The sequence below is a fragment of the Pseudomonas khavaziana genome (assembly GCF_036704165.1).
Taxonomy (GTDB): Bacteria; Pseudomonadota; Gammaproteobacteria; order Pseudomonadales; family Pseudomonadaceae; genus Aquipseudomonas; species Aquipseudomonas khavaziana.
This window is the reverse complement of the sequence record NZ_CP129946.1, coordinates 6,327,994-6,340,526: the sequence shown is the minus strand read 5'-3', so window position 1 is coordinate 6,340,526 and position 12,533 is coordinate 6,327,994. Positions and strand designations below refer to the sequence as shown.

The 12,533-nt window shown below is 61.6% G+C and carries 10 protein-coding genes; 6 read left to right on the top strand and 4 right to left on the bottom strand.

What is annotated here, in order from left to right; all coding sequences use genetic code 11:
- Positions 1-276 precede the first annotated feature (276 nt).
- A complete protein-coding gene (locus tag QYQ93_RS28450; protein ID WP_338475991.1) occupies positions 277-1,941 on the top strand; it encodes a bifunctional diguanylate cyclase/phosphodiesterase in 1,665 nt (554 codons plus the stop codon).
- Between the two features lie 129 nt (positions 1,942-2,070).
- On the opposite strand, the gene QYQ93_RS28445 is transcribed toward QYQ93_RS28450, so the two are convergent.
- Positions 2,071-3,474, bottom strand: coding sequence for a NorM family multidrug efflux MATE transporter (locus QYQ93_RS28445; RefSeq protein WP_338475990.1), 1,404 nt, complete (start codon positions 3,472-3,474; stop codon positions 2,071-2,073).
- A 154-nt stretch (positions 3,475-3,628) separates the two neighbouring features.
- On the opposite strand from QYQ93_RS28445, the gene QYQ93_RS28440 reads away from it, so the two are divergent.
- Positions 3,629-4,549: a LysR substrate-binding domain-containing protein gene (locus QYQ93_RS28440; protein ID WP_338475989.1), complete on the top strand. Its 921-nt coding sequence runs from the start codon at positions 3,629-3,631 to the stop codon at positions 4,547-4,549.
- A gap of 178 nt (positions 4,550-4,727) precedes the next feature.
- Positions 4,728-6,704 carry a methyl-accepting chemotaxis protein gene (locus tag QYQ93_RS28435; RefSeq protein ID WP_338475987.1) on the top strand — a complete coding sequence of 659 codons (1,977 nt, stop codon included), beginning with the start codon at positions 4,728-4,730 and terminating at the stop codon, positions 6,702-6,704.
- A 3-nt stretch (positions 6,705-6,707) separates the two neighbouring features.
- Here the strand turns inward: QYQ93_RS28435 and QYQ93_RS28430 are convergent, their stop codons facing one another.
- The gene (locus QYQ93_RS28430) at positions 6,708-7,622 is read right to left on the bottom strand and encodes an ABC transporter six-transmembrane domain-containing protein (RefSeq protein ID WP_043046896.1); all 915 of its coding nucleotides are present in this window, start codon (positions 7,620-7,622) and stop codon (positions 6,708-6,710) included.
- 114 nt (positions 7,623-7,736) lie between these two features.
- Between QYQ93_RS28430 and QYQ93_RS28425 the strand changes: the two genes are divergently transcribed.
- Positions 7,737-8,312, top strand: a complete 576-nt coding sequence (locus tag QYQ93_RS28425; RefSeq protein WP_043046897.1) for a TetR/AcrR family transcriptional regulator — start codon at positions 7,737-7,739, stop codon at positions 8,310-8,312.
- A 6-nt stretch (positions 8,313-8,318) separates the two neighbouring features.
- Here the strand turns inward: QYQ93_RS28425 and QYQ93_RS28420 are convergent, their stop codons facing one another.
- Both QYQ93_RS28420 and QYQ93_RS28415 read right to left on the bottom strand, forming a co-directional pair.
- Positions 8,319-9,815, bottom strand: a complete 1,497-nt coding sequence (locus tag QYQ93_RS28420) for a YifB family Mg chelatase-like AAA ATPase (protein ID WP_338475986.1) — start codon at positions 9,813-9,815, stop codon at positions 8,319-8,321.
- A gap of 216 nt (positions 9,816-10,031) precedes the next feature.
- Positions 10,032-10,295 carry an accessory factor UbiK family protein gene (locus QYQ93_RS28415; protein ID WP_043046899.1) on the bottom strand — a complete coding sequence of 88 codons (264 nt, stop codon included), beginning with the start codon at positions 10,293-10,295 and terminating at the stop codon, positions 10,032-10,034.
- Positions 10,296-10,718: 423 nt separating this feature from the next.
- On the opposite strand from QYQ93_RS28415, the gene glnK reads away from it, so the two are divergent.
- Both glnK and QYQ93_RS28405 read left to right on the top strand, forming a co-directional pair.
- Positions 10,719-11,057: a P-II family nitrogen regulator gene (gene glnK, locus QYQ93_RS28410; RefSeq protein WP_002555808.1), complete on the top strand. Its 339-nt coding sequence runs from the start codon at positions 10,719-10,721 to the stop codon at positions 11,055-11,057.
- Between the two features lie 34 nt (positions 11,058-11,091).
- Positions 11,092-12,429 carry an ammonium transporter gene (locus QYQ93_RS28405; RefSeq protein ID WP_043046900.1) on the top strand — a complete coding sequence of 446 codons (1,338 nt, stop codon included), beginning with the start codon at positions 11,092-11,094 and terminating at the stop codon, positions 12,427-12,429.
- Positions 12,430-12,533 lie beyond the last annotated feature (104 nt).

The window sequence follows — 12,533 nt, the reverse complement described above, 5'->3', positions numbered from 1 at the left end:
ACGGAATTTAAGGAGTCGTTGTTCAAAAGGGCGGGCATTTTAACAGGCTGGAAAGATTCTGCTGCCATAGAACGACGGTGTGACGTACCACTCGATCTAAATTTGCCGGTTTTGCTACTTTGCCGCAGGATGTGGGGAATACTCAGACTATTTTTCACAGTCTGCGTGTTTGATAACACCTATCATCTGCCATGCATTTGTCATGCATTTATCATTGCCAGGCCGCACGTCATAATGCCACCGCCAACGAAATTTTGCCGAGTCTAGGGAGTTAGCGTGTCTACGCCTGTCGAACCCTTGCGTTTGCTGCTGCTGGCCGATACGCCTGCGTGGGCAGCGTTGTTGCGCGAGTGCCTGGCGCCGATGGGCGAGGGGGCTGTGCTGATCAGTGCGCCCAACTGGGACTCGGTGAGTCGTCTGTTCGATGACGACCAGGGTGCTGTGCTATTGACCACACCGAGCCTGCAACCCGGCCCCGGCCGTTGCAGCTTGCCATGTGTATTGCTGCTGGAGCAGGAACCATTGGTTGCGCCGCTGGGTGTCAGCGACTGGTTGATCCAGGATGCGTTGGACGCCGACACACTGCGCCGCTGCTTGCGCCATGTGCGCGAGCGCGGCGTGCTGGAGAACACCTTGCAGCGTCTGGCCGAGCAGGACCCGCTCACCGGTATCGCCAATCGCCAGGGTTTCCAGACCCTGCTGGCGGCGCGGCTGGTGGAAAACGAAGGCCGCGGCCTGGCCCTCGGCCACCTGGACCTGGACAACTTCCGTCATGCCAACGACGCCCTCGGCCATCAGGCTGGTGACCGCTTGATCCTGCAAGTGGTTTCGCGGCTCAAGAGCCAGCTCGAAGCCGGCGACCAACTGGCACGCCTGGGCAGCGATGAGTTTGCCTTGCTGATCGATACCCGCCGGGCGCCGCAGCGTGCCGAGTGGATGGCTGAGCGGATTACCGAAGTGATGGCCGAGCCCTATTGGGTGGATGGTGAAAGCCTGCTGATCGGCTGCAGCCTGGGGGTGGCCCATGCCCGCGCCCGAGCCGGCGCCGACCCGCTGATGTGGCACGCCCATATCGCCATGCAGCAGGCCAAAAGCACCCAGGGCTGCACCTTTCATATCTTCAACGAACGCATCAACCGCAACGCCCGCAGCCTGGCCGACCTGGAAAGTGAACTGCGCCGGGCCCTGCGCCGCGATGAGTTGGAACTGCACTACCAGCCGCGCCTGGACCTGGATGACGGCCATATCGTCGGTCTCGAGGCCTTGGTGCGTTGGCGCCACGGTGAGCGCGGCTTGTTGCCGCCCAGCGAGTTCGTGCCGCTGGCCGAGCAGAGCGGCCTGATCGTGCCATTGGGCTACTGGGTGATATCCCGGGCCCTGCGCGACATGCAAGACCTGCGCGAGCGCGGCCTGCCACCGCTGCACATGGCGGTCAACCTGTCGTTCCGCCAGTTCCAGGACAGCCAATTACTGTCAACCCTCAGCCGCCTGATCGCCGAGCGCGGTGTGGAAGCGCAATGGCTGGAGTTCGAGCTGACCGAAACTGCCGTGATGCGCCGCAGCGACTTGGTCAAGCAGACCATGGACGCCCTTGGCCGACTCGGTGTGCGGTTCTCCCTGGATGACTTCGGCACCGGCTTTTCGTCATTCGTGCACCTCAACAGCCTGCCGATCGCCTTGTTGAAGATCGACAAGAGCTTTGTCGGTGGCATGGAAGAACGCGAGGAAAACCGCAAGTTGGTGCACGCGATGATCAACCTGGCCCACAACCTCAACCTGGAAGTGGTGGCCGAAGGTGTAGAGACGCCGGAGCAGTTGGCATTGCTGCGCTTGTTCGGGTGCGACCAGGCCCAGGGTTACCTGATCAGCAAGCCGTTGCCATTGCCGGAATTGATCGAATACCTGATGTTTGGGCAAAGCCAACAGGCTTTGCCGGGCTAAGTTGCGAACGCCATTAAAAATGTGGGAGGGGGCTTGCTCCCGATAGCGGTGCGTCAGTCAGCAAATGCAGTGACTGACACTCAGCAATCGGGAGCAAGCCCCCGCCCACAGTTCTGACCGAGCAGGGCTTTATTCTGTTTGTGCGGCCTGAAAGGCAGGCTGCATTTCAGGCTCCTGCCGAATCATCCGCTTCATCTTCGCCTCGAATGCCCATGTCAGGCTCACTGCCGCACACGCCAGGCCCAGCGCCAGACCCCACCACACGCCGGTTGGCCCCCAGCCTAACGTGAACGCCATCAGCCAGGCCGAAGGTGCACCGATCAGCCAGTAACAGCCCAGCCCCACCAGGAAGGTGGTCTTGGCGTCCTTCAAGCCACGGATGCAGCCCATGGCGATGGTCTGCACGCCGTCGAACAATTCAAACCAGGCGGCGACGGCCAACAGGCTGACGGCCAGGACGATGACGTCATGGAACGCCGGGTCGTCATGATCGAGGAACAACCCGATCAGCGGGTCGGAAAACAGCCACAGCACCACGGCAAACCCCAACATCACCATGGCACCAAAGCCGATGCCGACCCGCCCGGCCATGCGTGCCTGCAGCAACTGGCCGGCGCCATAATGCTGGCCGATGCGCATGGTCACTGCATAGGACATCCCCGCCGGCACCATGAACGCCACCGAGACAATCTGCAGAGCGATCTGATGCGCCGCCAACTGCGTACTGCCCATCGTGCCCATGCACAGCGCGGCAAAGGCGAACAGCCCGACCTCCACTGCATAGGTGCCGCCAATCGGCAGGCCCAGGCGCCACAGCTCGCGCAGGTATTGGGTATTGAGGCGCAGCAGGCCGGTGCTCAGCGGGTAGGCCGCGTAGGCGCGGTTGCTGCGGATGTACCACATCAGGGCCAGGGCCATGCCATTGGCAACGATGGCGGTCACCAGGCCAATCCCCATCAGGCCCAGCTTCGGCAGGCCGAACATGCCTTCGATCAGCGCGTGGTTGAGCAGGTAATTGACCACCGTACCGCACAGGCTGATCACCATCACCGGCGTGGCTTTGCCGATGGCGCTGGTGAAGCCGCGCAGCGCCATGAAGCTCAGGTAGCCGGGCAGGGCGAAGGGCAGGATCGTCAGGAATTGCCCGGCCGCGTGCACGTTGGTCTCGGTCTGGCCGAACATCAGCAGCACCGGTTCCAAGTTCCACAGCAGCAATGCCGCCGCCAGAGCCATCAACCATGCCAGCCACAGCCCGGCCTGGGTCAGGCGCGTGGCGCCGTCGATATCGCCCGCGCCATGGCGAATGGCGACCAGGGTGCCCACGGCGGCAATCACGCCGATGCAGAAGATCGCCACGAACGAATAGCTCGCCGCGCCCAGGCCACCACCGGCCAGGGCCTCGGGGCTCAGGCGCGCCATCATCAGGGTGTCGGTCAACACCATCAGCATGTGCGCCAACTGTGAAGCAATCAACGGCCCCGACAGCCGCAGAATGGCCCAGAGCTCGGTACGTGCCGGATGTTGCATGATCATCACGCTCGAATGGTCAGAGGATTGGAGGAGAGGGTTGATTCTCGGCCCTTTGCGCCCGCTGCACAAAAGGATAAATGCGATCATTCGCATGATTAAAACTCATGCTGGATTGATTCTGGTAGGGTGCCGATATTGCGCCGTCGGATCTTTCCCAATGTCTCGTCGTCTTCCTCCACTGTATGCCTTGCGTGCATTTGAAGCCGCTTCGCGACACAACTCCTTCACCCGTGCGGCGCAGGAGTTGTCCATTACCCAGAGTGCGATCAGCCGCCATATCCGCACCCTTGAAGAGCATTTCGCCTGCCGTCTGTTCCAGCGCAGCGGCCGCAACCTGCAGCTTACCGAAGCTGCGCGCCTGTTGCTGCCCGGGGTGCGCGAAGGGTTCGCCGCGCTGGAGCGCGCTTGTCATACGCTGAATGCCGAGGATGACATCCTGCGCATGAAAGCGCCGTCCACATTGACCATGCGCTGGCTGCTGGCGCGGTTGAGTCGCTTCCGCGCCTTGCAGCCAGGCAATGAGGTGCAACTGACCAGTGCATGGATGAACGTGGACGAGGTGGACTTCAATCAGGAGCCTTTCGACTGTGCGGTGTTGTTGAGCTACGGGCATTTTCCGGCGGACTGGGAAGCCTGTTACTTGTTCCCGGAGTTGCTGATCCCCGTCGGCGCGCCGAACCTGCTGGACGATGGCCCCTGGGACGTGGCCCGGCTAGCGAGTGCCGAGTTGCTGCACCCCACCCCCGACCGTCGCGACTGGCGCAACTGGCTGGAGCGCATGGGGTTGTCATCCCAAGTGTCCCTCAAGGGCGGGCAAGTGTTCGATACCCTCGAACTGGGCATGATCGCTGCGGCGCGAGGCTATGGCGTTTCCATGGGCGATCTGCTGATGGTGGCTGAGGATGTGGCGCAAGGTCGACTCAGCCTGCCGTGGCCAACGGCAGTGGCGAGTGGGGAAAATTATTACCTGGTGTGGCCGAAAACCCGCCCCGGTGGCGAGCGTTTGCGCAGGCTGGTGGAGTTTCTTCAAGGCGAAGTCAAGGCGATGGAATTGCCCCGGGTTGAGCGCCTTGATTGAGCATGGTCAGGCCCATGGTGCAATCGTTTGCGCGATACCCCTGTGATTCGCTCAAGTATTGGCAAATGCCGCCGAAGAAGGGGTGTTGGAACCATCGTGCACCAACGCTTCCCACTAGAATAATTTGCCGAGCAGCGCTAAGAGATCAGGATGATCCTGGCCTCGGCCAGGAGCTGTCATGTCTCAACCCCGTGCCCGGATTGCCTCCCAGTTAGGTCTCGCACTCGCCGTGATTCTGGCTGTCGTTATCAGCGGCAGTACCGTCTTCGCCCTGCGTTCCCTCGACTCCGCCAACCTCGACACCCGTGAGGAACACCTGGCCAGCGAGGCGCGTTTGCTCGCCGACCAACTCAATACCTTCCACAGCACCTTGCGCGAAAGTACCCAGCGTTTGAGCGGGCTGTTTGAAGAGCGCTTCGTCGCCGGCTTGAGTGTACGTGCTGACCAGCCGGTGGCGGTGGCCGGCGTGCAGACCCCGAGCCTTTACTTGGGCGACGAGGTGCTGAACAACAATTTCGAAGAAGTGGATGAGTTCAAGCAGATGTCCGGCGGCGTGGCCACGGTGTTCGTGCGCAGCGGCGACGACTTTATCCGCGTCAGTACCTCGCTGACCAAGCAGGATGGCAACCGCGCCATCGGCACTGTGCTGGACCGTCAGGGCGCGGCTTACCAGCGCGTTGCCGAGGGGCAGACCTATATCGGTCGTGCGGTGTTGTTCGACCGTTCCTACATGACCCAATACAGCCCGGTGCGGGACAGCAGCGGCAAGGTCATCGCCGTGCTGTTCATCGGTTTTGATTACACCGACGCCCAGAATGCCCAGTTTGAAAATCTCAAACGCTTCCGTATTGGCCAGACAGGCTCCCTTGCGCTGCTTGATGAGCAGAAACACTGGTTGGTGGCGCCAGCTGGCGTGCAGGCGCCGGATGAGGCCATTGCGGTGATGCTCGACCTGGCAAAGAAACCGGGAGCTGGCCGCTTCTGGAGCGACAAGCACGAGGACTTCTACAGCGTTTCGGTGCCGTTCGACGGCGGCCCATGGGCGGTGGTAGCGAGCATGCCCAAGGCTGAGATTCGCGCCGTGACTTGGGAAGTCGGTATCCGCCTGGTAATCGGCAGTGTGCTGGCGATGTTGCTGGCAGTGGGTGCCACGGTGTGGCTGTTGCGCAGCAAGCTGGCGCCACTGAGCGACCTGGTTCGCCAGGCAGAAGCCCTGGGCGCGGGTGACTTGAGCGCACGCCTCAACGTGTCCAGCCATGACGAGATCGGCCAGTTGGCGCGTAGCTTCAACCAGATGGGCGACGCGCTGTCGACCATGGTTTCCCATATCCGCAACGCTGCCGAACAGGTCAACAGCCGCGCCCAGGCGCTGTCAGGTTTGTCCGGTGGTGCCTATGAAGGCATGGAGCAGCAGTCTGGCGAAATCACCAGCATGGCCGGCGCGGTGGAAGAATTCAGCGCCACTTCGTTGAACATCGCCGACAACATGGGCAACACCGAGCGCCTGGCGCAAGAAAATGCCCAGCAGACCCGCATTGGCCGCGACTCGATGCAGGAGGCGTCATCCTCCCTGGAGCATATCGCCACCGCCCTGAACAGCACCGCTGCGGTGATCAACACCCTGGGCCAGCGCTCCCAGGAAATCGGCGGGATCGTTGGCGTAATCACGTCCATCGCTGAACAGACCAATCTGCTGGCGCTCAACGCCGCCATCGAAGCCGCCCGCGCCGGTGAGCAGGGTCGGGGTTTCGCCGTGGTCGCCGACGAGGTGCGCAACCTGGCGTCGCGCACCCGTCAGGCCACCGATGAAATTTCCACGATGATCCAGAGCATCCAGCAGGAAACCGGCAATGCCATCAGCACCATGGAACACGGCAATGTGCTGATGCAGGAAGGCCTATCGCGTAACGCCGCCGTGGCCTCGGCCCTGGCGCGCATCGACGAGCAAAGCCGCTCGGCCGGCCAGCAGTTCGCTGCGATCAACACCGCGACCCAAGAGCAAAGCAGTACTGCCACATTGCTCAGCAGCAACTTGCAGAGCATTGCACTGGCCAACAGCGAGCAGCGCGAAGTGGTGTCGAACCTGGCGGTTACCGCCAAGGAGCTGGAGACCTTGGCGGCTGGCTTGCGTCAGGAGGTCGACCGGTTTCGTTGAGGTTCAGGGCTCCCCAAGCCCTGGGTCCACGCGCTTGCCGATGTCTTTGAGCCGCGCCAGTTGGTCGACCATGCCTGGCGCTTCGTCCAGGCTGGTGACGAAGGTCCACAGATAGGTCATGACCGCGTAGATGTGGCCAGCCTTGACCGCTGGGGTCATGGCCAACTGGCTGATCGCAACCACGAACAGTAAGGCTGCGATCGCGCCGATAAACAGGAACGCCGCGGCCTCGCGGTCTGACAGCCAGATACGCAGGCGTGACAGCACCTGGTAATGGCGTCGCAGGGTTGGCGCGCCGACCTTTTCGACCAGGCCGATCTCTTTTTCCAAGCGGTTGTTCAGGCGCTCGTGCAGCGCCTGATTACGTTCGGCAAAGCGTGGCAACAAGGTGATGCACAGCAGCAGCGCGGCCAGGCATGCCATGCCTACCCATGGTTCAATCACGATCAACATCACCGCCGCGCCCACAATCGATACCAACGCCGTGGCAATGGTTGGCACGTGTTTTTCAAAAAAGTCGACAAACTCCCGTGCTAGTACCACCCGTGCCGCCGATTTCGAGGTGCTGTGGTTCTGTAGGCGCTGGTTGAGAATGACCGGCACCGCGAGGTCGGCATAAATGCGCGTGAACGTGCGCGTGTCCAGTGCCCGTCGTGCCGCCCCTACGGCCCAGAACGCCATGACCACGGCGGCATAGAGCAACGCACTGGTGGTATCGCCGCGGATAATCGAATCCACCGCGAACCCGGCAAACAGCGGGTAAGCCAACAACAGTGCGTTCTCCAGCGCCACCAGCGACAAGGTGCATGACAGCTTGCCGGGATAGGCTTTGGCAATAGCTTTGAGCGTCTGACTGGCGGACTGTTGGCCGATTTTCTTGCTTTCTTCGATCAGAATGTGTGGGGTGACGGATGTCATGGGGTGCACCAAAGGAGTGATAGACGCTATTATTGAGCGACTGCTCAAGTATCCTTGAGCGATCGCTCAAAAAGCAAGCGCCGTTTATCTGTCCACGCTCGAAGGAATTGCTCTATGTCGCGTATCGACCGTAAAGACCAGATCATCGCCGCCGCCCTGGAGCTGTTTCGCAGCAAGGGTTTTGCCGATGTATCCACCCGTGACCTGGCCGAACATGCCGGGCTGTCGCGCAGTCACGTTTATCACTACTTCAGCGACTGGAATGAACTGCGCCGCGAAGCCTTTGTGCGTTTTGCCAATGAGCAATTGGACGAAGTGCGCGAGCCCTTGGCCGATGCGCCACCGCAGGAGGCGCTCGTGGGGTTCTTGCACGACTGCCTGCCCAGCACTGCCGATGCCGGTTGGGCGCTCTGGCTCGACGCCTGGGACGAGGCCATGCACGACGGGCAAATGGCCCAGGCTTACCTGGCGATCAACGCTCAATGGCAAGGCATGCTTGCCGAGGTGATCGAGCGCGGCGTTGCCTCCGGCGCGTTTCACTGCGAGTCGCCCCAACGCGCTGCACGGCAGATTTTTGCCATGGCGATGGGCTATGCCGATGACCTGATGCTCAAGCCTTCCACCGAGTCGGCAGAAGCGGCATTGGATGAGGTGCTGGAAGTGGCGAGGCCGCTGCTGGGGTTCTCCTGACCGCTGCTAGCCAATCGCGGCCGGTCGGTACTGCAATGCCTCCGCCAAATGATGGCGAACGATGCCGTCTACTTGCTCAAGGTCCGCAAGCGTACGCGCTACCTTGAGTAACCTGTGTGCTGCGCGCAGGGATAACGTCAGCCGTTCACAGGCGCTCTCCAGCCAGTGTTCATCGGCTTTCTCCAAGCGGCAGTGTTCGCGTAGTCCAGGCAGATCCAGGAACGCATTGGCACAGCCCTGGCGCTGTTGCTGGCGCTCCCGGGCCTCGGCCACCTGGGCGGATGCCTGAGCGGTGGTGTCGCCGGCCTGCTGGGAGGGGTTCAGCACGGTGGTCTCCCGGGCTACGGTCAGGTGCAAGTCAATCCGGTCCAGCAACGGCCCGGAGAGCTTGTTGCGATAGCGCTGGATCTGCTCCGGCGTGCACCGGCAACGCCCACTGGGCTCGCCCATGTAGCCGCAAGGGCAGGGGTTCATCGCCGCGACCAGTTGAAAGCGCGCCGGGAACCTCACCCGGTCACGGGCTCGGGAGATCACGATATGCCCCGACTCCAATGGCTCGCGCAGCACTTCCAGCACCTTACGATCAAACTCCGGCAGTTCATCCAGGAACAGCACCCCGTGGTGGGCCAGGGTGATTTCCCCCGGTTGCGGCTTCGAGCCGCCCCCCACCAGTGCCGGCCCGGATGCCGAATGGTGTGGTTGCCGGAACGGGCGGTTAGGCCAATGGCTCAGGGGCTGGAGGCTGACCACGGATTGGATCGCTGCTACTTCCAGGGCTTCCTGCTCGCTCAACGGCGGCAGCAAACCCGGAAGCCGGCTGGCGAGCAGGGTCTTACCGGTGCCCGGGGGGCCACTGAACAACAGGTTATGCGCGCCGGCCGCGGCGATCAGCAGCGCACGCTTGGCCGCCAATTGGCCCTGTACTTCGATCAGGTCCGGGTAGGGTTGGTTCAAATACAGCAGGCCGTCGGATGTGTAGGGTTCAATCGGCACGTGTCCATTCAGGTGCGCCACCACCTGCAGCAAATGATCCACGGCGATCACTTTCAACCCAGACGCCAGGCACGCTTCCTCGGCATTGGCTCGGGGCACTATCACGGTGCGCCCAGCCTTGCGCGCTGCCAGTGCTGCCGGCAACACACCCTTTACCGCCCGCACCTCACCGGATAGCGCCAGCTCTCCCAGGCACTCCACCTCATCGAGCATCATCGCCGGCACTTGCACGCTGGCCGCGAGGATCCCCAGGGCAATCGCCAAATCAAAACGCCCGCCGTCCTTGGGCAGGTCGGCGGGCGCGAGGTTGAGGGTGATGCGACGTGCTGGGTATTGCAGCGCCGAATTCAGGATGGCACTGCGCACGCGGTCTTTGCTCTCTTTCACCGCCGTCTCCGGCAAACCCACCAGTGTCAGTGATGGCAGACCATTGGCCATATGCACTTCGACGGTGACGGCAGGGGCTTCGACGCCGAGCTGGGCGCGACTGTGGACGATGGCGAGGGACATGCTCGTTCCTTGAAAGGGAGGGCCGCTTCCTGCGGGTTCTTCAAGGGTAGACGAGGGGGGAAGAGCGAGGCGGGGAAGGTTTTACAGAACGTATCCGTGGTGCAATGCATAACAAATGTGGGAGGGGGCTTGCTCCCGATGGCGATGCATCAGCCAATATTAATAGCGACTGACACACTGCTATCGGGGGCAAGCCCCCTCCCACGTGGACTGCGTTTATTCAGCCGACGTTGGCGTCAGCCGCGCTTCCAGTTCTGCCACTTTCGCCTCCAGGCTCTCCAATCGCGCACGCGTGCGGGCGAGCACCACCATCTGGCTATCGAATTCTTCGCGACTGACCAGGTCGAGCTTGCTGAAGCCGCTTTGCAGCAGGGCCTTGAACTGGCTTTCGATTTCATTGCGGGGCAGCGGGGTGTCGCCGCTGAACAGGCGAGAGGCGTGGCCGCTCAGGGCGTCGAGGAAGTCTTTGGGCGCGAGCATGGGAAGTAGTCCGGAAAACAGTTGGCCGGCAGTGTATCACGCAGCGTCTATAGTCTTTTCACGTCCCCGCTGCGCACGCTTTTCGCGCAGTGGGGCGGGCAGTCGCGCACTGTTTTGATGCGCATTGCCGCCGCGCAAACGCCTCGAGAGTGGGCACAAGTGGGCAAAGGACTGTTTTCAGTGGCTTTTACGGAGCTGGCAAGGTTTCTGCTTAGACGATCATGACCCATGCACTGACGCAGTCGCTGTGACGAATGCAGTGCGCCGAGGGATCAGGGGGTAAAGGTTTCGTCACCAGTGGTTCGCTGGCGTCGTGACGGCATATGCCGAGGCGACGATGCGTTACAAAGCCAGGCGCTGCGCTTAGACTTGAGACGGGTTTGTTTTCCTGGGGCAAGTCCACCAATTCGGGAGAGAGTTTTCATGAAGCTAGTCACTGCCATCATCAAGCCGTTCAAGTTGGACGATGTACGCGAGTCACTGTCCGAGATCGGCGTGCAGGGCATTACCGTTACTGAGGTCAAGGGCTTCGGTCGGCAGAAGGGTCATACCGAGCTGTATCGCGGCGCGGAATACGTGGTCGATTTCCTGCCGAAGGTGAAGATCGATGTCGCCATTGACGACAAGGATCTTGATCGGGTTATCGAGGCGATAACCAAGGCGGCCAACACCGGCAAGATCGGTGACGGCAAGATCTTCGTGGTCAATCTGGAACAGGCTATTCGCATCCGTACCGGCGAAACCGATACCGACGCAATCTAAGCCGCCAAACCCCAACGCCCCAGGAGAAAACAATATGACTCTGCGTAAATTCGCAGGGCTCGGAGCCCTGCTGTCCATCGTAATGCCAGGCCTGGCCATGGCGGCAGATGAAGTGGCTGCTCCAGTCCTCAATTCCGGCGACACTGCCTGGATGCTGACCGCCACCGCACTGGTGCTGTTCATGACCATCCCTGGCCTGGCGCTGTTCTACGGCGGCATGGTCCGCTCCAAGAATATCCTGTCGGTGATGATGCAGTGCTTTGCCATCACTGGACTGATCAGCATCCTGTGGGTCGTCTACGGCTACAGCATCGCGTTCGATACCACCGGTATGGAACAGGGCGTGGTCAATTTCAATTCCTTCTTCGGCGGCATGGGCAAGGCGTTCCTGGCGGGTGTCACCCCGGCCAGCATTACCGGGCCTGCGGCGCTGTTTCCGGAAGCGGTGTTCATCACCTTCCAGATGACCTTCGCCATCATCACCCCAGCGCTGATCGTCGGTGCTTTCGCCGAGCGTATGAAGTTCTCCGCGATGCTGATCTTCATGGCGATCTGGTTCACCCTGGTCTATGCGCCGATCGCGCACATGGTCTGGAGCGGCAACGGTGGCCTGATGTGGGACTGGGGTGTGCTGGACTTCGCCGGCGGCACCGTCGTGCATATCAACGCTGGTGTGGCTGGCCTGGTGGCGTGCATCGTGCTCGGCAAGCGCAAAGGCTTCCCGACCACCCCCATGGCACCGCACAACCTGGGTTATACCCTGGTGGGCGCGGCCATGCTGTGGATCGGCTGGTTCGGTTTCAACGCCGGCTCCGCCGCGGCGGCCAACGGCACTGCGGGCATGGCGATGCTGGTTACCCAGATCGCCACCGCCGCTGCGGCACTGGGCTGGATGTTTGCCGAGTGGATCACCCACGGTAAACCAAGCGCACTGGGGATCGCCTCGGGCGTGGTGGCCGGCCTGGTCGCTGTCACACCAGCCGCTGGCACCGTGGGACCGATGGGCGCCTTGGTGATCGGCCTGGTCGCTGGTGTGGTGTGCTTCTTCTGTGCTACCAGCCTCAAGCGCAAGCTCGGCTATGACGACTCCCTGGACGCCTTTGGCGTACACGGTATCGGCGGCATCGTCGGCGCGATCCTCACCGGTGTGTTTGCAGCCCCCGCCCTGGGCGGCTTCGGCACCGTGACGGACATTGCTGCCCAAGTCTGGATCCAGTGCAAAGGCGTCGGCTTCACTGTGATCTACACGGCGATCGTGACCTTCGTCATCCTCAAGGTACTGGACATGGTCATGGGCCTGCGTGTCACCGAAGAGGAAGAGGCTGTAGGCCTCGACCTGGCGCAACACAACGAGCGCGGCTACAACTTGTAAGCACAAGAAAAAAAGATGCCCGGCTTGCCGGGCATTTTTTTGCGTGGCGTTTGTCTGTGGCTAAAGGTGCGTGGGTTTTTTGTCGACTTTGTGATGGGATCCAC